This is a genomic window from Paraburkholderia sp. Ac-20342, assembly GCF_017104985.1.
GTDB lineage: Bacteria > Pseudomonadota > Gammaproteobacteria > Burkholderiales > Burkholderiaceae > Paraburkholderia.
Genome location: NZ_JAAGPQ010000073.1, coordinates 20,141 through 42,973, shown reverse-complemented (window position 1 = coordinate 42,973; position 22,833 = coordinate 20,141). Strand labels below are relative to the sequence as shown.

At 66.1% G+C, this 22,833-nt stretch carries 14 protein-coding genes and 1 pseudogene; 10 read left to right on the top strand and 5 right to left on the bottom strand.

Translation table 11 applies throughout. The annotated features are described in order from the left end of the window. Both G3N58_RS24915 and G3N58_RS24910 read left to right on the top strand, forming a co-directional pair. Positions 1–333, top strand: a pseudogene (locus G3N58_RS24915) (hypothetical protein); the annotation flags it as partial. A 151-nt stretch (positions 334–484) separates the two neighbouring features. Then, positions 485–973 carry a metallophosphoesterase family protein gene (locus G3N58_RS24910; RefSeq protein WP_346778297.1) on the top strand — a complete coding sequence of 163 codons (489 nt, stop codon included), beginning with the start codon at positions 485–487 and terminating at the stop codon, positions 971–973. A 351-nt stretch (positions 974–1,324) separates the two neighbouring features. On the opposite strand, the gene proP is transcribed toward G3N58_RS24910, so the two are convergent. From proP to argA, 3 genes are all read right to left on the bottom strand, one after another. Beyond that, positions 1,325–2,788 (bottom strand): glycine betaine/L-proline transporter ProP, encoded by a 1,464-nt coding sequence (gene proP, locus G3N58_RS24905; protein ID WP_167043303.1) that lies wholly within the window; start codon positions 2,786–2,788, stop codon positions 1,325–1,327. Between the two features lie 774 nt (positions 2,789–3,562). Further along, the gene (locus tag G3N58_RS24900) at positions 3,563–3,835 is read right to left on the bottom strand and encodes an oxidative damage protection protein (RefSeq protein ID WP_167043301.1); all 273 of its coding nucleotides are present in this window, start codon (positions 3,833–3,835) and stop codon (positions 3,563–3,565) included. 98 nt (positions 3,836–3,933) lie between these two features. Next, positions 3,934–5,322 carry an amino-acid N-acetyltransferase gene (argA, locus tag G3N58_RS24895; RefSeq protein WP_167043299.1) on the bottom strand — a complete coding sequence of 463 codons (1,389 nt, stop codon included), beginning with the start codon at positions 5,320–5,322 and terminating at the stop codon, positions 3,934–3,936. A 431-nt stretch (positions 5,323–5,753) separates the two neighbouring features. Here argA and hrpA point away from each other — a divergent pair, with 431 nt between their 5' ends. Next, the gene (gene hrpA, locus G3N58_RS24890; protein ID WP_241017228.1) at positions 5,754–10,001 is read left to right on the top strand and encodes an ATP-dependent RNA helicase HrpA; all 4,248 of its coding nucleotides are present in this window, start codon (positions 5,754–5,756) and stop codon (positions 9,999–10,001) included. A gap of 250 nt (positions 10,002–10,251) precedes the next feature. Here the strand turns inward: hrpA and G3N58_RS24885 are convergent, their stop codons facing one another. After that, entirely contained in the window at positions 10,252–12,630 is a 2,379-nt protein-coding gene (locus G3N58_RS24885; RefSeq protein ID WP_241017227.1) for a YadA family autotransporter adhesin, read from the bottom strand. 508 nt (positions 12,631–13,138) lie between these two features. Between G3N58_RS24885 and G3N58_RS24880 the strand changes: the two genes are divergently transcribed. The 4 genes from G3N58_RS24880 to G3N58_RS24865 all read left to right on the top strand — a co-directional run bounded on the left by G3N58_RS24880 (position 13,139) and on the right by G3N58_RS24865 (position 17,123). Next, complete coding sequence (locus G3N58_RS24880; protein ID WP_167043293.1) at positions 13,139–14,158, top strand: beta-propeller fold lactonase family protein; 1,020 nt, start codon at positions 13,139–13,141, stop codon at positions 14,156–14,158. 61 nt (positions 14,159–14,219) lie between these two features. Beyond that, a complete protein-coding gene (locus G3N58_RS24875; RefSeq protein WP_206000457.1) occupies positions 14,220–15,218 on the top strand; it encodes a sterol desaturase family protein in 999 nt (332 codons plus the stop codon). Positions 15,219–15,432: 214 nt separating this feature from the next. Next, on the top strand, positions 15,433–16,266 hold the full coding sequence (locus G3N58_RS24870; RefSeq protein WP_167043289.1) for an EI24 domain-containing protein: 834 nt from the start codon (positions 15,433–15,435) through the stop codon (positions 16,264–16,266). 20 nt (positions 16,267–16,286) lie between these two features. Further along, a complete protein-coding gene (locus G3N58_RS24865) occupies positions 16,287–17,123 on the top strand; it encodes a molybdopterin-binding protein (protein ID WP_167043287.1) in 837 nt (278 codons plus the stop codon). Positions 17,124–17,436: 313 nt separating this feature from the next. Here G3N58_RS24865 and G3N58_RS24860 read toward each other — a convergent pair whose 3' ends face one another. Further along, entirely contained in the window at positions 17,437–17,901 is a 465-nt protein-coding gene (locus tag G3N58_RS24860; protein WP_167043286.1) for a rhodanese-like domain-containing protein, read from the bottom strand. Positions 17,902–18,368: 467 nt separating this feature from the next. Between G3N58_RS24860 and glnA the strand changes: the two genes are divergently transcribed. From glnA to ntrC, 3 genes are all read left to right on the top strand, one after another. Continuing rightward, the gene (gene glnA / locus G3N58_RS24855; protein ID WP_167043284.1) at positions 18,369–19,784 is read left to right on the top strand and encodes a type I glutamate--ammonia ligase; all 1,416 of its coding nucleotides are present in this window, start codon (positions 18,369–18,371) and stop codon (positions 19,782–19,784) included. A gap of 187 nt (positions 19,785–19,971) precedes the next feature. After that, the gene (glnL, locus tag G3N58_RS24850; RefSeq protein WP_167043282.1) at positions 19,972–21,114 is read left to right on the top strand and encodes a nitrogen regulation protein NR(II); all 1,143 of its coding nucleotides are present in this window, start codon (positions 19,972–19,974) and stop codon (positions 21,112–21,114) included. Positions 21,115–21,155: 41 nt separating this feature from the next. After that, on the top strand, positions 21,156–22,691 hold the full coding sequence (ntrC, locus tag G3N58_RS24845; protein WP_167285601.1) for a nitrogen regulation protein NR(I): 1,536 nt from the start codon (positions 21,156–21,158) through the stop codon (positions 22,689–22,691). Positions 22,692–22,833: the final 142 nt, after the last annotated feature.

The following is a 22,833-nucleotide window of genomic DNA, read 5'->3' as shown; positions in this document are numbered from 1 at the left end:
GTGACCACGCTGTCGGCCTCGATGGGCGCGGCGTGGAGCGGGGTGTTGTCGGTGTTTCCGCTGCTCGGCAGCGTGCTCGCGGTGTCGGCGCAGCGCGAGCACGGCGCGGACTTCGTCGCGCGGCTGACGCGCGGCATGGTGATCGGGCGCGGCTCGTTCGCGGCGTTCTTCGCCGTGACCGCGACGATGCTGCCGCAATACGGCGTGACGGCGAGCTTCGCGTGCGCGGCGGTGGTATCGGTCGTCGTGCAGGGCTTGACGCGGCGCATGCTCGCCGCGCCGCGCAGCGAGCGCGCGGCGCGCGAAGTGGCCGCCGGGCCACGGGCGGAGTGAGGCACGCCGGGCGATGCACGATTACCTGACTTCTTCCGGCGTCCCGCCATCGGCGAATGCGCAGCTTCGGCCTCGCCAGATCGGCTTGCAGGACCGCCATGCGGGCGATCGGCGCGCCGGCACGGCGGGCAGCGCCTCGCGTGCGGACGAGGTGCGCTCCGTGCGCTCTTTCCCCCGCGCGAGCCGCATCGGGCTCATCTCCGACACGCACAATCTCGTGCGCCCCGAAGCTTTGCGCTACCTCGAAGGCTGCGACGCGATCGTGCACGCGGGCGACATCTGCAACCCGGACGTGCTCGATGCGCTCGCACGGATCGCGCCGGTCACGGCGGTGCGCGGCAACAACGATACCGGCGACTGGGCCGCTTCGTTGCCGACGCACGCGCGGCTGATCGTGCAGCAGGTGACGATTCTCGTCGTGCACGATATCGCCGACCTCGGTTGCGCGCCGCGCGACGAAGGCATCGCCGTGGTCGTGAGCGGCCATTCGCACAAACCGTCGATCGGCGAGCGCGACGGCGTGCTGTTCGTCAATCCCGGCAGCGCGGGGCCACGACGTTTCAAGCTGCCGGTGTGCGCGGGCATGCTGCTTATCGACGGCGAGCAGGTCAGCGCGACGTTCGATGCGCTGCTGACGTAAAAAAAGCGGGCCGGTGAAGGTCACCGGCCCGCTTTCGTCTGGCGGGAACTGCTTTCTGGGGGGGCGGAGCACTCGCTCACGCATCGCCGGGCTGAACGCGGGCAGTTGCGCCTGCGCGATGGCCACGCACTCGATTACCGAGGTCGGCGATTTGACCATGGAGTCGGCGCGCGGCTGCATGTGGTGCACGCATGTGATGTACTCACGCCGGCGGGTAATCGCAGATCAATTGCGTGGCGGCGAACAGCTTCGCTTGTGCGTGCGGTCCGTATTCAACAGCACCGCGCCATCCGCTCATGAATCGATCGGCATGTAGCGGTAGCGCGCGTGGCTTACTCCCGAGTCACACCATCAGGCACGCGCCGCCGCCGCATACCGCTCGTCCATCTCCTCGGCTTCGCGCTCGCCGCGCAGCACCGCGTGGGCTTCGGCGCGCGTCGCGACGCTCGGACCTGAGCCGGGCAGCGGCTTGCGCGCGGTTTCGCGCAGCGCGAGCACCGACACGATGCCGATCAGCGATGCGCCCATCAGGTAGTACGCGGGCATCATCAGATTGCCGGTCCGCTCGACGAGCCATGCGGTCATGAGCGGCGTGGTGCCGCCGAACAGCGATACCGAAATGTTGAAGCCGATCGCGAGCGCGCCGTAGCGGATCTTCGTCGGGAACAGCGCCGGCAGCGCCGACGGCATCACACCCGTGAAGCACGACAGCAGCATGCCGAGCATCATCAGGCCGGCGAATACCGGCAGCACCGTGCCCATGCGGATCAGCAGCAGCGCCGGCACCGACAGCGCGAACAGGCCCACGCAGCCGAACAGCATGACCGGCTTGCGGCCGACCGTGTCGGACAGGCGGCCGGCGGCAAGCGTCATCGGCATCATCAGGACCATCACGAGCAGCACGAGGAACAGGCCGTGCGTTTCGTTGAAGTTCAGCGTCGCTGACAGATAGCTCGGCAGATACGACAGCGCCATGTAGTCGGTCACGTTGAAGATCAGCACGAGGCCGACGCACAGCAGCAGCGGCTTCCATTGCTGCGCGAGCAACTGGCTGAACGACTGCTTCGGCAGCGCGCGGTCTTCGGCTTCGCGTTGCTCGGCCTGCTTCTTGAACGCGGGCGTTTCCTCGAGCTTCATGCGGATATAGAGGCCGACCAGGCCGAGCGGGCCGGCGATCAGGAACGGCACGCGCCAGCCCCACGAGAGCAGCGCATCGCTCGGCAGCGCCGCGCTCAGCAGTGCGACCGTGCCCGCACCGAGCACGTAGCCGATCAGCGTGCCGAATTCGAGGAAGCTGCCCATGAAGCCGCGGCGCTTGTCGGTCGAGAATTCGGCGATGAAGGTCGCCGCGCCGCCGTATTCGCCGCCGGTCGAGAAGCCCTGCACGAGACGCGCGACGAGCAGCAGCACCGGCGCCAGAATGCCGATCGTCGCGTAGTCGGGAATCAGGCCGATCGCGAACGTGCCGGCCGCCATCAGGATCATCGTCATCGCCAGCACGCGCTGACGGCCGATGCGGTCGCCGAGCGGACCGAACACCATGCCGCCGACCGGGCGCACGAGGAACGCCGCGGCGAACGTGCCGAACGTGGCGATCAGCTGCGCGGACGGGCTCGACGACGGAAAGAACACCTTGCCGAGCGTGACGGCGATGTAGCTGTACACGCCGAAATCGAACCATTCCATCGCGTTGCCGAGCGCCATCGCGCCGACGGCCCGTTTGAGGAGTGAGTGGTCGACGACAGTGATGTCGTCGAGGGAGAGGCGTTGTTCTTTTTTGTGATGTCGCCAGAAGCCGTTGCTGGAAGCGGTCAAGGTGATAACTCCACTGACTGCGACGAAACTCGGGATGCGTTCCGCCACGGTTGCTGGAAGTGCAATTTCGCGAGCAAGGCGGTGGCCTCCGCGGCACCGGTTACCCGGCGGCGGAAGAGGCGGCGAACCAAAGCAAACGCCCATGCCCCGCGACTATGTCGCGAAAAAACACTCGTCTAGATTATGCTGACTGTTGCACCTGCGTGGCCGTGGAAGGGGGGCAGATGCATGACGGACGCCGGGTTGGCCGGAAGCTGACCCATGCGCCACTGAAGGCTTGAAACGAAAAAGGCCGATCTTGAATTTGCCGCTTGCGCGGGGAAACGACCGACGAGCCTTCTTGTTTAAAAACAGCTCGATTCAGGATGCCGCACGCGCGGAAAAAGCGTGGCGAACCAACTTGAAAAGAGCGCGAATGAAGGTGAATTGCTGTTGAAACGAAGCACATGATAGCACGATCGCAGAGGATCGTGCAAACCGGGTCTCCCCGCGAGAGCCGGTTGGATGGCGCCATCCCTTGCTGGGCGGGGGATTGGGCGGGGTCGGAACAGCCGTAAAAAACGGACTGTTTAGAACATTGGCGGGCCATGCCGGCGACAGGCCGACCACAGGCCAACGAGGTGAGGACGAAAAGAGGGCGAAAAAAATCCGCGCTCGCGGCGCGGATTTTCTGTGTCGATACCGCTCTGTGGACCGGCGTGGGCATGGGCCGGTTAGGTGACGGCGCGCGCCGATCCTCGCGCCGCCAACCAAACCGGTCCGGAAGCGGCAGACTTACGCCGAGGGCGGCACGTAACCCGAAGCCGTATCCGCGCCTTCGCCGAAGAAGAACTTTTCGGTCTGCTTCATCAGATACTGGCGCGCGCGCGGATCGGCCATGTTCAGACGGTTTTCGTTGATCAGCATGGTCTGCTGCTTCAACCAGCCTTGCCAGGCTTCCTTCGAGATGCTTTCGTAGATCCGCTTGCCGAGTTCGCCCGGCAGAGGCGGGAAATCGAGGCCTTCGGCTTCCTTGCCGAGCTTCGTGCATTGAACCATACGAGTCATGCTGTGATTCTCCTGTAATCGTGTTGGGGCGGGCAGACGCCTGTCGGGACCGGCCGGGACCGGTTAGCGGGCTAGTGGGCCGTAGGCCTGTAAGCCGCTCAAAGCTGCTTCATCAGCACGAGCGACTTGCGCTGCCAGTTGTAGAGCCGGCGCCGGTCTTCGGGCAGGTCGTCGACCGTGGCCTTGACGAAGCCGCGCTTGAGGAACCAGTGCTCGGTGCGCGTAGTGAGCACGAAAATGCGCGTGAGGCCGCGTGCCCGCGCGCGCTGCTCGATGCGCTTCAACAGACGCTCGCCGTCGCCCGTGCCTTGCGCCTCGGGGGCGACCGTCAGGCACGCCATTTCGCCGATGCGCTCCTGCGAATACGGATACAGCGCCGCGCAGCCGAACAGCACGCCATCGTGCTCGATCACCGAGAAATGGTCGATGTCGCGCTCGATCTGGTGACGGCCGCGCCGTACCAGCGTGCCGTCCGCTTCGAGCGGCTCGATCAGCGAGAGAATGCCGCCGACGTCATCCGGCGTCGCTTCGCGCAGGCTTTCGAGGTTCTCGTACGAGATCATCGTGCCGACGCCGTCGTGCAGGAACAGTTCGAGCAGCAGGCTGCCGTCGAGCGCGTACGGGATGATGTGCGCGCGCGGCACGCCGCCGCGGCAGGCGCGGATCGAATGCTTGAGGTAGAAACCCGCGTCGCCGGTGACTTCGCCGCTTTCGTGCAGCTTGTAGGCGTCGTCGAGCGAGAGTTCGTGGATCAGTTCGGGGCTTTCCTCGCCGGCGCCCATGAGGCCCGGCGTTTCGGTCAGGAAGACGATCTTGTCGGCGCGCAGCGCGATCGCGGCGGCCGAGGCCACGTCTTCCATCGACAGATTGAATGCCTCGCCCGTTGGCGAGAAACCGAGCGGCGAGAGCAGCACGAGCTTGCGGCTCGCGAGCGAGTGGCGGATCGAATCCGCGTCGATCTTGCGCACGAGGCCCGTGTGCTGGAAGTCGACGCCGTCGAGAATGCCGACCGGCCGCGCCGTCACGAAGTTGCCCGACACCACGCTGATGTGCGCGTGCGCCATCGGCGTATTCGGCAAGCCCTGGCTGATCGCGGCCTCGATGTCGAGGCGCACTTCGCCGGCCGCTTCCTTCGCGGATTCGAGCGCATGCGCGTCGGTGATGCGCATGCCGTGCGAAAACTCGGACTCGACGCCGTGCAGACTCATCTGCTCTTCGACCTGCGGACGCGAACCGTGCACGAGCACGATCTGGATGCCCATTGCCTGCAACAGCGCGATGTCGGACACGAGCGCATTCAGGAGTCCCTGATGCACCACTTCGCCGCCGAAACCGACAACGAACGTCTTGTTGCGGAACGCGTGGATATAAGGCGCGACGGAACGCATCCAGTCGACGAATTGCGCGTGCTGGGCGAGGGTTTCCGGCGAGTCGGCGGGGGCCGGACCGTTCGCGGGCGCGGGGACGAGGTCGGTTTGGGAATTCATGCCGGGGATTATAATGCGCCCCCATGTCAAATGTACCCAAAAGCCCCGCTGCGGCGAACGAGAATCCGGCGCCGTCCGCCGCTCAGACGAACCCCGGCGACGCGCCGCGCGCCCCTGCGCGGGAAACGCAGTCCGATGCATCGCAGGCGGCGCGCGAATTGCGTCGAGGGGGCGAGGCGCAGCGATCGTCTGCGTCGCTTTCCGAGCAGTTGTCCGGGCTGAAAGGCAGTTTGTCGGCGGCGCGCGAAATGCGCCGCGATGAGGGCGGTGGCGAGGTGAAACAGGGCGATGAGGGGAAGCGGGGGAAGGTTGCGCCGGCTGCCGCTGCTGTTCCGGCTGCGGGCGCCGAGCGGGATCGGCGCGGCGGGGCGCGTGAGTCCCGGCACGGCCATGCGCCGGTGCCGAGCGGTGAGTCGCGTCGCGCGTCGGATATGTCTGCGCAGAAATTGTCGTCTTCTGTGGGCGCTGCCGAAAGCGGCGGCGGACGCGATGAGGGGCGCGGCGACGGGCGGCGGGAGTCGCATCGGCCGCATGCGGAAGGTGAAGCGCGCGGAACAGGTGGGACGGGCGGACATCGCGCGACCGGTGAGGCGCGTGAGCAGCGTGAGCCACGTGAACCCCGCGCTCCGCGCGAAGTCCGCGAAGCCAGCGGCTCAAGCGGACCTCGCACGAGCGACCCACGCGAACCCCGCGCTCCGCGCCCTTCACGCGTCGTCGAGCCGAACCCGATTCCGCCGATCACGTTCCCCGAAGCGCTGCCGGTCTCCGGCCGTCGCGACGAAATCGCGCGGGCCATTGCACAGAATCAGGTTGTGATCGTCTCGGGCGAAACCGGCTCGGGCAAGACCACGCAGCTGCCGAAAATCTGCCTCGCGCTCGGCCGCGGCCTCGGCGCGGGCGGCACGGGTCTGATCGGCCATACGCAGCCGCGCCGGATCGCCGCGTCGGCGACGGGCCGCCGCATCGCCGAAGAACTCGGCACGCCGTTCGGCGAAGTGGTCGGCTACAAGGTGCGCTTCAACGACAACCTCGCGCCGGGCGCGTCGGTCAAGCTGATGACCGACGGTATCCTGCTCGCCGAAACGCAGACCGATCCGCTGCTCAAGGCGTACGACACGCTGATTATCGACGAGGCGCACGAGCGCAGCCTGAACATCGATTTCCTGCTCGGCTACCTGAAGGAAATTCTCGCGAAGCGCCCCGACCTGAAGCTGATCGTGACCTCGGCGACGATCGACGCCGACCGCTTCGCGCGCCATTTCGGCAGCGAGGACCGACCCGCGCCCGTGATCGAGGTGAGCGGGCGTCTCTATCCGGTCGAGGTGCGCTACCGGCCGATCGTCGAGGACAGCCCGGCGGTGAAGGCGGCGCAGGGTACGGCGTCATCGTCTGGACAGTCCGGGCCGTCCGGGCGCGAGCGGCCGAAAACCCAGCGCGAGACCGACCGCGATCTGATGGAAGCGATCGTCGACGCCGTCGACGAACTGTGCCGCGAAGGCCCCGGCGACGTGCTCGTCTTCCTGCCCGGCGAGCGCGAGATTCGCGACGCGGCCGAGGCATTGCGCAAGCATCATCCGCCGCATACGGAAATTCTGCCGCTGTTCGCGCGGCTGTCGGCGGCCGAGCAGGAGCGCGTGTTCCGCACCTCGAACGCGCGCCGCATCGTGCTCGCGACCAACGTCGCCGAAACCTCGCTGACGGTGCCGGGCATCCGCTACGTGGTCGACACCGGGCTCGCGCGCGTGAAGCGCTACTCGTATCGCAACAAGGTCGAGCAGTTGCAGGTCGAGTCGATTTCGCAGGCCGCTGCGAACCAGCGCGCCGGGCGTTGCGGCCGCGTGGCCGACGGCATCTGCATTCGCCTGTACGAGGAAAGCGACTTCCAGGGCCGCGTGCGCTTCACCGATCCGGAAATTCTGCGCTCGTCGCTCGCCTCGGTGATTCTGCGCATGAAGTCGCTGCATCTGACGGCGATCGAAACCTTCCCGTTTATCGAGCCGCCGCCGGGCCGCGCGATTTCCGACGGCTACCAGCTGCTCAACGAACTCGGCGCCGTCGACGACGACAACCGCCTCACGCCGCTCGGCCGCGAACTCGCGCGCCTGCCGCTCGATCCGCGCGTCGGCCGCATGATTCTGGCCGCGCGCGACCAGCAGGCGCTGAAGGAAGTGCTCATCATCGCGAGCGCGTTGTCCGTGCAGGACCCGCGCGACCGCCCGATCGAGGCGCAGGAGCAGGCCGACCAGGCGCATCGCCGCTTTGCCGACGAGCGTTCCGAGTTTCTGCAATGGCTGAGAATCTGGAACTGGTTCGAGGAAGCGATCGCGCACAAGAAGTCGAACCGGCAGTTGCAGGACGAGTGCCGCAAGAACTTTCTGTCGCAGTTGCGCTTGCGCGAATGGCGCGACGTTCACTCGCAATTGCTGACTGTGGTGCGCGAGCACGGCTGGCGCCTGAACGACGCCGAAGCGACCTTCGAGCAGATCCATCTCGCGCTCTTGACCGGCCTGCTCGGCAATATCGGTCTCAAGGCCGACGACGAGCCGTACTATCTCGGCGCGCGCAGCATCAAGTTCTACCTGTGGCCCGGCTCGGCGCTCGTGAAAAAGGCCGGCAAGTGGGTGATGGCCGCCGAGCTCGTCGAGACGAGCCGCCTGTACGCGCGCTGTATCGCGAAGATCGAGCCCGAGTGGGTCGAGAAGGTCGGCGCGCACCTGCTCAGGAAATCGCTCTCCGAGCCGCACTGGGAAAAGCGCGCGGCGCAGGTGTCCGCGTTCGAGCGCGCGATGCTGTACGGGCTGCCGATCTATCACCGGCGGCGCGTGAGCTTCGGCAAGCAGGACCCGGCGCGCGCGCGCGAGCTGTTTATTCGCGGCGCGCTCGTCGAAGGCGAGTTCGAGACGAAGCTCGCGTTCTTCGCGCACAACCGCAAGCTGCTCGCCGACATCGAACAGCTCGAACACAAGTCGCGCCGCCAGGACGTGCTGGTCGACGACGAACTGATTTTCGCGTTCTACGATCAGGCGCTGCCGGACGGCATATACACCGGCGCGTCGTTCGAGCGCTGGTATCGCGACGAGGTGAAAAAGAGCGGTCAGCCGGAAGACAAGCTGCGCCTGCTGTACCTGTCGCGCGACGATCTGATGCGGCACGAAGCGGCCGGCGTCACGACCGACCTGTTCCCGAAGCGGCTGACGATGGCCGGCATCGAGATGGCGCTCACCTATCACTTCGAGCCGGGCACGCCGCGCGACGGCGTGACGCTCGCGGTGCCGCTCTTTACGCTGAATCAGGTCGACGCGCGCCGCTGCGAATGGCTCGTGCCGGGCATGCTCAAGGAGAAAGCGCAACTGTTGCTGAAGTCGTTGCCGCAGAAGCTGCGGCGTCATTGCGTGCCGCTGCCCGAATACGCGGCCGGTTTCGCCGACCGGCACGGCGCGCAGCGTTTCGGCGCGGGCGGTCTGCTCGAAGCGCTGATCGCCGACGTGCGCGAACAGACCCAGGTCGCGATGAAGCAGTCCGACTTCAAACTCGAGACGCTGCCCGCGCATCTGTTCATGAACTTCAAGGTCGTCGACGAGCACGGGCGGCAGCTCGCGATGGGCCGCAATCTCTCGCAACTGCGCGCCGAACTCGGCGGCCAGGCGCAGCAGCATTTCCAGAAGCTCGTGTCGAGCGCGGCGGGCGCGGCGTTGGCCGATGCCGGCGGCGGCGGTGTGGCACCGCCCGCGCAAGCCGTCGATTCGAACGCGGGCGGCACGCCACGCGGCAAGGGGGCGGCCGCGGTTCCGCAGACCGCGCCGCAGGAGAGTGCGGCGGGCACGGCGCTGTATGAAAAACTGACGACGTGGAATTTCGGCAAGCTCCCCGAACTGCTGGAAATTCGCCGTGGCGGTCAGACGCTGTTCGGCTATCCGGCGCTCGTCGATCGCGGCACGCATTGCGACGTCGAGGTGTTCGATTCGCCTGAAGAAGCAGCACGGATTCATCGCGCGGGATTGCGCCGGCTGTTCGCGCTGCAACTGAAGGAGCCGATCAAGTACCTGGAGAAAAACCTGCCGGGGCTGCGCGAGATGGCGATGCAGTTCATGCCGCGCGGCACGCAGGAGGAATTGCGCGATCAACTGATCGACACCGCGCTCGACCGCGCTTGCCTGCAAGACCCGCTGCCTGACGACGACGCGAGTTTCCACACGCGCCGCGACGAAGGCCGCAGCCGCCTCACGCTGCTCGCGCAGGAAATCTCGCGGCTCGTCGGGCAGATTCTCGGCGAATACGCGAGCTTGACGAAGAAGCTGCTGCAAGCGAAGCCGTTCGCCGCCGCCTATGCCGATTTGCAGAGCCAGCTCGATGCGCTGGTTGGCAAGCGTTTTGTGGTCGATACGCCGTATGCGCAGCTTGCGCATTTCCCGCGCTACCTGAAGGGGATGGCGCTGCGCATCGACAAGCTGCGCGCGGACCAGACACGCGACGCCCGGCAATTCGCCGAATTCCAGCCGCTGCTGCAGCACTACCAGCGCGCGGTGTCGCAGCGCGGCGGTGTGCTGGACCCGCGTCTCGCCGAATTCCGCTGGCTGCTCGAGGAGTTGCGGATCTCGCTGTTTGCACAGGAGCTGCGCACGCCGATGCCGGTTTCGGTCAAGCGCCTGTACAAGGTCTGGGAGTCGATGCAGCGGTGAGGGCAGGGCGTGGCGCATGTGGCGGCATGCCGGACGCTGTCTGGGAGCGTCGCGCGCGATTCACGCTGTGCGAGTGAATCGCCGCGCGCAACGACTAGCGCGTGACGCTTGTGGGAGCGATGTCACGCGCTGGCCGTGCCGTCATTGCGTGCCTGGGTGCCGCTATGACCACTCGCTGTCTGCGCGGCTGTGATAACCGGGGCGGTCGATTATCCCGACGCACCCCGCTCGAAGCCCTAAGCCATTCCTGCTACCAGTGCATCCCCGCACCGATCGAGGCACCGAGTTGGCCACGCGAGTCCGCGCTGCCCTGGACCTTGTAGACCCATTTGCCGGTATTCGATAGCTGCGACACACCGATCGCCACCGCCGACTGCCCGCCGTAAGTGCCGCCCGCCACGGCAACCATGCCGCGTCCCGGCAAGACCGCTTGTGGCAAGCCGGCCATCGCGAGGGCGGTTGCCGTGCCGCCGTATCCGTCGCGGCGTGCCGAGCGGATCTGGTCGTCGGTGTAATGGTTGGCCTGGCTGACTGCGCCGCCCATGCCTTGCTGCAGTTGATTGACGTTGACCGCGTCGGTGCCTTGCACGCCGGCCGCGACGTTGGCGATCGTACGCTCCTGGCCTGCCGCGCCGACCGACACTGTGTTCGCCCGATCCGCAACCGAGCCTTGGCCAAGCGCCACCGAGTTGTCGGCGCTCGCGTTCGCGGCCGCGCCAAGCGCGGTGGCCTGGTTGCCGCCGGCGACGGCGTTTGCGCCGATGGCGGTTGCGTTCGCCGCGGTGGCCTGCGCGTTGGCGCCGACCGCGACCGCGTGCGTGCCCGACGCCACCGCGGCTTCGCTATTGCGGTCGCCGTCCGCGCTGAAAAGCGGGTTGGCCGAGTCGGCCACCGCGTTGCTGATCGCACCGCTGAGCGCCGAGTTCAACTGACCGAGGTTGACCGCGTCGGACGCCAGCACGCCGTCGGCGACGTTGTGAATCACGGTGCCGCTTGCCGGGTCGCCGCCGAGCGTGACGCTGTTGCGGTTGACGCTGCCGTCGGCGTTCGTGTCGTACATGACTGCACCGTCGAGCTTCGCGGCCGTCGCCGCGCTCTGGTCGCTCACCGCCTTCAACTGGGCGACGTTGACCGCGTCGGTGTCGGCGGTACCGGCGGCCACGTTCGTGATCTGGCGCTCGTTGCCCGCGGAGCCGACCGACACCGCGCCCGCGCGATCCGCAATCGACCCCTGGCCGAGCGCGACGGAGTTCGGGGCCAGCGCACTCGCGTTATAGCCGAGCGACACCGCATTGGTGGCCGTTGCGCTGGCCCCGTAACCGAGGGCGATCGCACCGGCGCCGTTCGCGACGGAATACGCACCGAGCGCGGTTGCGTCGGCACCGAAGGCCGACGAGGACGCACCGACCGCGGTCGCGTTCGTCGCGCTGGCCGCGGCTTGCGCGCCGAGCGCCGTCGTGGCGGTGCCATTCGCACTGGCGCTCGCGCCGAAGGCTGCCGCGTCGGCGCCCGTTGCGTTCGCGTTGCTGCCGGCCGCCAGCGCGTGCGTGCCGTCGGCGACGGCGTCGTCGGAGCCGTCCGCGGGATCGTCGGCCTTGAAGTAATGCTGGCTGCTGCTTTGTGCCAGCGCATCGACCTTGCCGTCGACCGCGCTCAACTGGCTGACGTTGACGGCGTCCGTGGGCGCCGCGCCTGCCGCGACATTCGTCAGGCGGCGCTCGTTGCCGGCCGAGCCGAGCGAGACTTCGCCGGTTGCGACGGGCGCCGCAATCGCTGTCGCGCCGGTTCCCGCCGGCGCATAGGCGCTTTGGGACAGGTCCGCGGTGGTGCTCGAATTTGCGCCCAGTGCGACGCTGTTGTCGGCGCTTGCGTTCGCGTTGTAACCGAGCGCAATGGCATTGCTGCCCGAGGCCACGGAGCCCGGGCCGATCGCGCTCGCATTGCCGCCGCTTGCCTGTGCGGCCGCGCCGAGTGCGACGCCGCTCACACCGCTGACGGCGGCATGAGCGCCGATCGCAATGCTGGAGTCCGCGCTGGCCGAGGCGAGGAGTCCGGCTGCGAACGCGTTGTCGCCGTTCGCCGTTGCCGCGTATCCGAGCGCGGTGGAGCCGAAGCCCGCTGTGTTGGCAAAGGCGCCGAATGCGGAGGTGGCGTCGCCCGCCGCCGTCGCGGCCGAACCGGCCGCGATCGAATCGATACCGAGCGCGGTGGCGTTGATGCCCACGGCGGTGGAACGGTCCGCCTCAGCGCTTGCGTTCATGCCGACGGCGCTGGAACTGTCGCCTTGCGCGACGCTGCCCTGGCCCAGGGCAAGACTGGCCTGGCCTTGCGCATTGGCGGACAAGCCGAGCGCCGTCGCGCCGTTGCTCTGCGCGCTGGCCTGCCGTCCGACCGCGACTGCGGCGTCGCCGTTCGCATTGGCCGCGTCGCCGATGGCGACCGCGAAATTGCCCGTGGCGCTGGCGGTGTCGGATTGAACCGTATTGATGGCGGCCGCCGCGTCTGCGGCGTAGAGCGCCGCCGCGGCCACTGCGATACCGGCCGCGCCCTGCAGGGCCCGCGCGGTGGTTTTTCTGCGCGTCGACAGACGGTTTCCGGTGAAGGGGGCGGCCTGCGGATCGGTCTTCAAAGCGGCTTCCAAAGCGGCCGGCGCCGGGTGCGACGCGGTACGGCAAATCACTACCAGGTTTTTACTCGTCAATGCAACCTCTACGTTATGGTTTGGCGCGCGGCACGCGAATCAATCGGGCGCGACCGGTCCGCTCGGTCCGTTCGGCCCGTTTGATGGCTCCGGTCAATCCCGACAACAGGCAAGGCGGAAGCGCACGGTGCCTGACAAGGTGCTTCAGGCCCGTCCGTCTGCGCTTGCGTGCGGGTGCGCCCGAGCCCCCGCGTCACGCGCCTGGGTTGATGGGGTAAGCGTCTGGAAGAGCACCGGCGCGAACGCCGGTGCCCGTGCGCTGAGAAGAAGTGTCCGGTCTCGCAGGGGCGCCTGGATATCAGAGGATTCCGAAATGCACGCAAGCCGTCGCGACGCATCGCGCCCTTCATTTTCACGGCGTCTCGTGGCGACCTGAGTCAACCGCTCGGCCCGGCAAACGTTCTACAATGACGGTTGTTCTCCGAAGCGAGTTTTCATGCGTAATTTTTTTCTTCCCGGCTTGACAGCAACGTTTGCCGCGGGCGCGGCGCTGGTCGCCGCAGCAGGCTTTTTTTCTCCGGCGGCCCACGCCAATAACGTGATCGTGCTCAATTCCGGCGAAGCCACGCTGAGCCTGATCGACGAGAACAGCCACCAGGTCGTCGGCACCGTGCCGACCGGCAAGGAACCGCACCACCTGATGGTCACGCCGGACAATTCTTCGCTGATCGTCGCCAATTCGGTGTCGAACAACCTGATGTTCGTCGATCCGAAGTCGGGCCAGGTGCAGCGCTGGGTCGAAAACATCGAAGACCCGTATCAGATCGGCTTTTCGCCCGACCACAAGTGGCTCGTCACGACCGGCCTGCGGCTCGACCGCCTCGACATCTATCACTACGACAGCCAGAAGAACCAGATGACGCTGGCGTCGCGCCTGCCGCTCGCGGTCATGCCGAGCCACATGGCGTTCACGAACGACAGCAGGACGGTGTTCGTCACGCTGCAGGTCTCGGGCGAGCTCGCTGCGATCGACCTGGCCACGCAAACCGTGAAATGGAAGATGAAGGTCGGCAAGGTGCCGGCGGGCCTGTGGATGACGCCGGGCGAGAAATACCTGCTCGTCGGCATGACCGGCGAGGACTACGTGGCGGTGGTCGACTGGCGCAACCAGAAGGTCGTGAAGACGATCCACACGGGCAAGGGCGCGCACAACTTCCGCTCGCTCGACGACGGCCGGCACGTTGCGGTGTCGAACCGCGTCGCCAGCACGATCAGCATCATCGACGAAGACACGCTCACCAATGTCGGCGACATCACCGGTCTGATGCCGGGGCCGGACGACATGGAACTTTCGGCCGACAAACGCTATCTGTGGGTTACGTTCCGCTTTGCGAAGCACGTCGGCATCATCGACCTGAACACGCGCAAGCTGATCCAGACCATCGCGGTCGGCCGCTCGCCGCACGGCATCTACTTCTTCAATCGCGCGCCGGTCACCGCGCCGAATGGAGCCTGAGGGAGCCCGCGCGGCGGCGTGACCGGATGCGGCAACCTCACGAAGCAACCAGGCCAGCACCATGTTCCATCTGATTTTCTCTTCGCTCGACAGCTTCGTCTCGGCCGTGCAAACCTGGCTGTACGTCGACGTGGTGCAGCCGCTGCTGTACCGCTTCGACCTGATGGACTACGACGAAGACACGTACGACAGCCTGTACTGGGTCATCGTCGGCGTGTTCGAGGTGCTGGCGATGTACGCGCTCCTGCGGCCGCTCGAGGCGCTGCGCCCGGTCGAGCGGTGGGACAACCGCAAGGCGGTGCGCGTCGACGTGCTCTACACGTGGATCGCCAAGCTCGGCATTCTCAACCTGTTCTTTTTCTTCGCGCTGCAGCCGTTCTTCGACAACGTGCAGGGCTGGCTGCGCATGCGCGGCATCGCGAACGTCAATTTCGACAATCTGTGGCCCGGCGTGACCACGCAGCCGCTCGTCACGTTCGCGATGTATCTGCTCGTGCTCGACTTCGCCGGCTACTGGTATCACCGCTGGCAGCACCGCATCGGCGTGTGGTGGGAGCTGCACGCGGTGCATCACAGCCAGCGGCAGATGTCGCTGTGGGCCGACGACCGCAACCATCTGCTCGACGATCTGCTGCAGGCCTCGTTCTTCGCGGTGATCGCGCTCGTGATCGGCGTGCCGCCGTCGCAGTTCGTCGTGCTCGTCGCGATCACGAATCTCGCACAGAGCGTGCAGCACGCGAACATCCGCCTGTATTTCGGCTGGCTCGGCGAGCGGCTGCTGGTCAGCCCGACGTTTCATCGCCGCCATCATGCGATCGGCTACGGTCACGAAGGGCTCCAGTACGGCTGCAACTTCGGCGTGCTGTTTCCGTGGTGGGACATGCTGTTCGGCAGCGCCTCGTGGAATCGCGAGATGGAGCCGACCGGCATCCGCGACCAGCTCGAAGGCCGCCGTTACGGCGAGGGTTTCTGGGCGCAGCACTGGCTTGCCTTCGTGCGCATTGCGCGACGGCTCGCGCCGAAGCGCCGCGCGCCCGGCAACGACGCCGCCGCGGTTTGAGTTCGCCCGCGTTGGACCGCCGGCGCGGCCCGATCCGCCTGAACCCACCCGACGCCTGTCCGGGCACGCTTACTCGCACCGCCGGCTTCTCCCGGCGGTGCGTCCTGCTGGTTTATCCTGTCCACGTTCGCGCGCACGCGCCGGCTTCCCGGTATGTCGGGTCGGCGCCGGCGCGATTTCTCTTTCACCGTTTCGTTCGCAGGCACCGGCTCGCATGAATGATCTGTTGCGCTCGTTCGGGCGCGCGCTCGCCAGCGCGTTCCATCCGCGCATGCTCTGGCTGACCTTCAAACCGTTCATCGTCGCGACGGTCAGTTGGGGCGTGGCCCTGTGGTTTTTCTGGCAGACGCTCACGGGCGCGACCCGCTCGTGGCTCGACGACTGGTCTTTCACCGCGACGCTTTACCATCTGTTCGACTGGCTCGGCTTTTCGACCCTGCATGCGGTGATCGCACCGTTCATCGTGATCGCGGTGGCGATTCCGCTGATCGTCGTCACGGTGCTGCTGCTGATCGCGATGCTGTCGATGCCGGCCGCGATCCGCTTTCTCGCGGACCGCCAGTTCGCCGGGCTCGAAATGCGGCGCGGCGGAACGTGGTACGGTAGCCTCGGCCAGGCGTTGTGGGCCACGCTCGTGTGTCTCGTGCTGCTGATCGTCACGCTGCCGCTGTGGCTCGTGCCGCCGTTCTTCGCGCTGATTCCGCCGCTCCTGTGGGGCTGGCTGACTTATCGTGTCATGAGCTACGACGCGCTGGCCCTGCACGCGACACCTGAGGAGCGGCGCGAACTCGTGCGGCGCCATCGGTTGCCGCTGCTGCTGATCGGCGTCGCGAGCGGTCTGCTCGGCTCGCTGCCGACGCTGCTGTGGGCGTCGTCGGTCTGGCTGATCGTGCTGTTCCCGGTGATCACCGCGGTGACGATCTGGATTTACGCGTTCATCCTCGTGTTCTCGGCGCTGTGGTTCGGCTACTACTGCCTGCGCGCGCTGCAGCGCATGCGGGCGGAAGAGCATGGCGGCGTGCGCCGGAGCGCGCCGGTTCCCTATTGATCCAACAAGAAGAGGCCGCAATGGCATTTGGCGTCATCATCATTGGCGATGAAATCCTCTCGGGCAGGCGTGTCGACAAGCATCTGCCGAAGGTCATCGAATTGCTCGGCGCGCGCGGGCTGTCGCTCGGCTGGGCCGAGTACGTCGGCGACGACCCCGAGCGCATCACGGCGACGCTGCGGCGCACGTTCGACTCGGGCGACATCGTTTTCTCGACCGGCGGCATCGGCGCGACGCCTGACGATCACACGCGCCAATGCGCGGCGGCCGCGCTCGGCGTGCCGCTCGAACTGCATCCGGACGCCGCGCGGCTGATCCAGGAGCGCATCCGCGACATGTATCCGGCGAACTCGCCGGCGCCGCTCGATCTGAACACGCCCGAAAACCGGCATCGCCTGAACATGGGCACGTTTGCGCAGGGCGCCGAGATCATTCCGAACGGCTACAACAAGATTCCGGGCTTTTCGATCCGCCAGCATTATTTCGTGCCGGGCTTTCCGGTGATGGCCTGGCCGATGATCGAATGGGTGCTCGATACGCAGTACGCACACCTGCATCACGCCATGCCGCATGCGGAGAAGTCGCTGCTCGTGTTCGAGTTGCCGGAGTCGCGCCTCACGCCGCTGATGGAGAAAATCGAAGGCGATTTTCCGGGCGTGCGGGTGTTCAGCCTGCCGAGCGTCGGCGACGCGGAGCGCGGCGGCGTTTATGCACGGCATCATATCGATCTCGGCGTGAAGGGCGAGCCGGAAGCGGTGGCCGCGGCGTTCGTGAAGCTGCGCGAAGGCGTGCATCTGCTCGGCGGCGATATCGTCGAGCCCGAGGTGGCGGCCGCGACGGCGAAGCCGGGCAAGTGACCGGCGGGCGAGTGGTGGGCTGAGGGCAGGCCGAATCGCGGCGGCTGAACTCTCCGCCATCACTCGCGCTGCGGCTGCGATGTGATGGCGAGCAGTTCAACCCGTGCCCCGGGGCATTCGACAAGACGCATATCGGGCCGCTCGCGAATCCTTGGCCTGTCACATTGAACCTCGACCATGTGCAGGCTCGGCGCGCGGCTTCCCGCGGCGCCCGGGACTTCAGGCGGCGAGCGGCCGGCCGCCCTCGCGCCGTGTCAGGCCACGGGTTCACCGCAGCCGAAGCGCGGCCCGTCAGCTTCCAGAGCGCGGGCCTTCAGGCGCCGATCCACGGCAACCCGCGAAAACACCAGCCCGACACCGTCTTCCGATGCCCTTGGCCGTCCTTGTCGCCTTCGAAACCTTCCAGCAGGTCGTATGCCTTGGTGAAGCCGGCCTGGGTCGCGGCGATCGCGGCGAGCTTCGAGCGCGCGGCGCTGCGGCACAGGAACAGCACCGGCGTATCGGGCGATGCCACCTGCGCGAGTTGCTGCATGAATTCCTGATTGGGCACCGCGCCCGGATAACGCGTCCATTCGACATGCGCGTATTGCCCATCGCCGATAACCGGCCGGCCGACCCAGTCGAGTTCGGCACGCGTGCGCACGTCGACGAGACGCGTGCGCGGATCGAGTTGCAGCAACTCGAACGCCTCGGCGGGCGATACCGCGCCCGCGTAAGGCAGTTGATTTCCGGTGCGGCGGGCGTCCGCCTGCGCGTACAGCTGTTCGAGCGTGCTCATGAGCGTCAATCTCCTTCGGACCAAATGATCATTCTAGCGCGCGGTGCATACCGCGCAGGTGTGCGGGGCGCCGGCGGCGCGCAACGGCGCACTCAACCGCCGAAGCATCATGAATGCGCGAAAATGGTGCATTTTTATTCAAATGCACCAAAATGAAGATATGAGTCGTTGCCAAACCGGTGAATGCACGTAACTGGTGCATTCAAATCCCGCCGGATGGCGCGGCGGCCCGGCGCGGGCTGTGTCCGCCGCCGGCAAACGCAGATGCAGCAAGGCTGTGCGCCAGATCGGACGGCCTGGTTCGCAAACATGGCACAGAAGCTGCTTTATTGGTGCCGATCGATTCGCCCCGCAGATTTTTCGGGTTTTCACCGTGTCCGAGCCTCTTTCGGGTGGACGCGCCGGGGTGGGTCAGCTAGATTGGGCGGCGGCTGAATCCGCCGAATTCGTTAATCAGGAGATAGGTTATGAGTAAATCCGTGGCCGACGTCATGCAACTCGTCAAGGACGAGGACGTCAAGTTTGTCGACTTCCGTTTCACCGACACGCGCGGCAAGGAACAACACGTTTCGGTGCCGGTGTCGGCATTCGAAGAAGACAAGTTCGAAAGCGGCCATGCGTTTGACGGTTCGTCGATTGCCGGCTGGAAGGGCATCGAGGCATCGGACATGCTGTTGATCCCGGACGCGAACACGGCCTTCATCGACCCGTTCTTCGAAGAATCGACCCTCGTGCTGACCTGCGACGTCGTCGAACCGGCCGACGGCAAGGGCTACGAGCGCGACCCGCGCTCGCTCGCGAAGCGCGCCGAAGCGTACCTGAAGAGCTCGGGCCTCGGCGACACGGCCTTCTTCGGTCCGGAACCGGAATTCTTCATTTTCGACTCGGTCCAGTGGAACACGGATCAGTCGGGCTGCTTCGTCAAGATCGGTTCGGAAGAAGCACCGTGGTCGTCGGCGAAGGAATTCGAAGGCGGCAACACCGGCCACCGTCCGGGCACGAAGGGCGGCTACTTCCCGGTCGCGCCGGTCGACACGTTCCAGGACATCCGCTCGGAAATGTGCCTGCTGCTCGAACAGATCGGCATTCCGGTCGAAGTGCATCACCACGAAGTGGCGGGCCAGGGCCAGAACGAAATCGGCACCAAGTTCTCGACGCTCGTGCAGCGCGCCGACTGGCTGCAGCAGATGAAGTACATCATCCACAACGTCGCGCACACGTACGGCAAGACGGCGACGTTCATGCCGAAGCCGATCGTCGGCGATAACGGTTCGGGCATGCACGTTCACCAGTCGATCTGGAAGGACGGCCAGAATCTGTTCGCGGGCAACGGCTATGCCGGCCTGTCGGAATTCGCGCTGTTCTACATCGGCGGCATCATCAAGCACGCTCGCGCGCTGAACGCGATCACGAACCCGGGTACGAACTCGTACAAGCGTCTCGTGCCGCACTTCGAAGCGCCGGTCAAGCTCGCTTACTCGGCGCGCAACCGTTCGGCATCGATCCGTATTCCGCACGTGTCGAACCCGAAGGGCCGCCGCATCGAAACGCGCTTCCCGGACCCGCTGGCGAATCCGTACCTGTGCTTCTCCGCGCTGATGATGGCGGGTCTCGACGGCGTGCAGAACAAGATTCACCCGGGCGAAGCCGCCGACAAGAACCTGTACGACCTGCCGCCGGAAGAGGATGCCAAGATCCCGACCGTGTGCGCCGGCCTCGACCAGGCGCTCGACGCGCTCGACGCGGACCGCGAGTTCCTGACGCGCGGCGGCGTGTTCACGGATTCGATGCTCGACGCGTACATCGAACTGAAGACGGGCGAGCTGCAACGCTATCGTCAGTCGGTGCATCCGATCGAATTCGAAATGTACTACTCGCTGTAAGCGGTCATGGCGCTTCGCCCGTCACCCGGCGAAGCGCTTTGCCCGACGCTCGCGATCGGTCACGAAGGGACGGCGGCGCCGTCCCTTTTTCGTTAGGGCGCGGGCGGAACAAAGGCGGGCAGCCCCGCAAGGGCAAGCCGAAGCCATCCCCCGACCTCTCACGCTCTCCTACCGGCCGGACTGCAAGATGGTTCTCAAGAATCTGATCAAGGCAAGGAAAGGACACGAACAGACGCTGTCGGACGATCCGCAGCTCGTGAGTTCCGGATTGCTGCCGGGCTTCGAGGCGCTGCCGACCGTCGTGCTGGTGCTCGACAAGCGCACGCTGCGCGTCGCGTTCGCGAATCCGTCGGCGGAGTCGATGCTCGAAATGTCGCGCCGGCAACTGACGCAGATGGCGTGGCCCGACATCTTCTCGAACGCGGACGAACTGGTCGCGACGATCACCGCGATCGCCGCGCACCGTTTTCACGCGACGCATCTCGATGCCGTGCTTGAACGACCGGGCCACGAGCCGCTGCACGTGCATGCGATCGTCGGCTTTCTGGAAAGCGCGCAGGACTACGTGCTGCTCGAACTGTTCGAGAACGAGCGGCATCTGCGCACCGACCGCGAGGAGCGCATCAACGACCTCACGGCCGTCAACAAGCAACTGATCCGCAATCTCGCGCACGAGATCAAGAATCCGCTCGGCGGCATCCGCGGCGCCGCGCAACTGCTCGAATTCGAACTCGGCGAGCGGCAGCGCGACGAATTGCGCGAGTACACCCAGGTCATCATCAAGGAGTCGGACCGGCTGCAGACGCTCGTCGACCGCTTGCTGGAGCCGCACCGGCATCCGCATATCGTCGGCGACGTGAACATTCACGAGGTGTGCGAGCGCGTGCGCCAGGTGATTCTCGCGGAGTTTCCGCGCGGCCTCACGATCGCGCGCGATTACGACGTCAGCGTGCCGGATTTGCGCGGCGACAAGGAGCAGTTGATCCAGGCGCTGCTGAACATCGTGCGCAACGCGGCCGAGGCATTGCGCGAGCGCATCTCGCAGGGCGATGCGCGCATCGAACTGCGCACGCGCATCGCGCGCAAGGTCACGATCTCGAAGCGCCTGTGCAAACTGGCACTGGACTTGCATATCGTCGACAACGGCCCCGGCATTCCCGAAGAGATTCGCGACCGCATTTTCTATCCGCTCGTGTCGGGGCGCGAGGACGGCAGCGGTCTCGGTCTCACGCTCGCGCAGACCTTCGTGCAGCAGCACGACGGCCTGATCGAAGTGGATAGCCGGCCGGGCCATACCGAGTTTCAGATTCTGCTGCCGCTCGACTGCTGATGCAGATACTCCATGCATTTCAAGACTTCTGACCGACCTATATGAAGCCGATCTGGATAGTAGACGACGATCAATCGATTCGCTGGGTGCTCGAAAAAGCGCTCGCCCGCGAAAACTTCGCGACGCGCAGTTTCGCGAACGTGCGCGAAGCGTCGGCCGCGCTCGATCACGACAGCCCGCAGGTGCTGGTCTCCGACATCCGCATGCCGGGCGGCTCGGGGCTCGAATTGCTGCAAACCGTGCGCGACAAGGTGCCGGGCTTGCCCGTCATCATCATGACCGCGTTCTCGGACCTCGATAGCGCGGTCGCCGCATTTCAGGGCGGCGCGTTCGAATATCTCGCCAAGCCGTTCGACATCGACAAGGCGGTCGAGCTGATTCGCCGCGCGGTCGACGAAAGCATGCGCGGCGAGCAGACGTGGGACGAGCGCGTCGCCGAAGCGCCCGAGATGCTCGGCCAGGCGCCCGCGATGCAGGACATGTTTCGCGCGATCGGCCGTCTGTCGCATTCGGCGGCGACCGTGCTCATTACTGGCGAATCGGGCACCGGGAAGGAACTGGTTGCGCGCGCGTTGCACCGGCATAGCCCACGCGCGAACGGTCCCTTCATCGCGCTGAATACGGCGGCGATTCCGAAGGATCTGCTGGAGTCCGAACTGTTCGGCCACGAGCGCGGCGCGTTCACGGGCGCGCAGGCGATGCGCCAGGGGCGCTTCGAGCAGGCCGAGAACGGCACGCTGTTTCTCGACGAAATCGGCGACATGCCGTTCGATCTGCAGACGCGTTTGTTGCGCGTGCTGTCGGACGGGCAGTTCTATCGCGTGGGCGGCCATAATCCGCTGCGCTCGAATGTGCGCGTGATCGCGGCGACGCATCAGAACCTCGAAGCGCGCGTGCGTCAGGGGCTGTTTCGCGAGGACCTGTACCATCGGCTCAATGTGATTCGTTTGCGCTTGCCGGCCTTGCGCGAGCGCAGCGAGGACATTCCGCTGCTCACGCGGCACTTCCTGCAGAAGAGCGCGCGCGATCTCGGCGTCGAGCCGAAGCGGGTCTCGGATGAAGCGCTCGCGTATCTTGCGTCACTGCCGTTTCCGGGCAACGTGCGGCAACTCGAAAATCTCGCGAACTGGCTCACGGTGATGGCGCCCGCGCAGACGATCGAGATCAAGGATCTGCCGCCCGATCTTGGTCCCGTGCAGGTTGCGGCAGGCGATGCCGCCGGCGCGAGCGCGGCCGCTGCGATGGATGGTGCCGCTGTTGCGCCAGGTGCCGGATTCGCGGGCGGGGCGCCGCTCGCTGGTGCGAACCCCAGTGCCGTGCATCCGCTCGGCGCTGCGGGTGTGGCGGTGGCGGCTGCGTTGAGCGCGTGGGAAGGCGGCTTGCGTACCGAAGTCGCGCGCATGCTGCGCGAAAACGCGGCGGACGTGATGGACGAACTCGCTCGCCGCTTCGAAGCCGCGGTGATTCGCGAGGCGCTCGACTTCACGCGCGGCCGCAAGGTCGAGGCGGCCGAGCGTTTGGGGATCGGCCGCAATACGATTACGCGCAAGATTCAGGAGTTGAATCTCGAGCCTTGAGCGCGCGTCGAGTGCACATCGGGCGCTCATTGAGTGCTCATTGGGCGTTCATTAGGCAATGACGCATGGCAGACGAAGGCGGCGCGAGCCGCCTTCGTCGTTTTGGGGAGAGCTTTCCGCAAATCGGCCGCACGCTCTCCCA

Coding starts and splice junctions, on each gene's coding strand:
- G3N58_RS24900 (WP_167043301.1), bottom strand. CDS start 3,835: ATGACTCGTATGGTTCAATGCACGAAGCTCGGCAAGGAAGCCGAAGGC.
- argA (WP_167043299.1), bottom strand. CDS start 5,322: ATGAATTCCCAAACCGACCTCGTCCCCGCGCCCGCGAACGGTCCGGCC.
- hrpA (WP_241017228.1), top strand. CDS start 5,754: ATGTCTGCGCAGAAATTGTCGTCTTCTGTGGGCGCTGCCGAAAGCGGC.
- G3N58_RS24880 (WP_167043293.1), top strand. CDS start 13,139: ATGCGTAATTTTTTTCTTCCCGGCTTGACAGCAACGTTTGCCGCGGGC.
- G3N58_RS24875 (WP_206000457.1), top strand. CDS start 14,220: ATGTTCCATCTGATTTTCTCTTCGCTCGACAGCTTCGTCTCGGCCGTG.
- G3N58_RS24870 (WP_167043289.1), top strand. CDS start 15,433: ATGAATGATCTGTTGCGCTCGTTCGGGCGCGCGCTCGCCAGCGCGTTC.
- G3N58_RS24865 (WP_167043287.1), top strand. CDS start 16,287: ATGGCATTTGGCGTCATCATCATTGGCGATGAAATCCTCTCGGGCAGG.
- G3N58_RS24860 (WP_167043286.1), bottom strand. CDS start 17,901: ATGAGCACGCTCGAACAGCTGTACGCGCAGGCGGACGCCCGCCGCACC.
- glnA (WP_167043284.1), top strand. CDS start 18,369: ATGAGTAAATCCGTGGCCGACGTCATGCAACTCGTCAAGGACGAGGAC.
- glnL (WP_167043282.1), top strand. CDS start 19,972: ATGGTTCTCAAGAATCTGATCAAGGCAAGGAAAGGACACGAACAGACG.
- ntrC (WP_167285601.1), top strand. CDS start 21,156: ATGAAGCCGATCTGGATAGTAGACGACGATCAATCGATTCGCTGGGTG.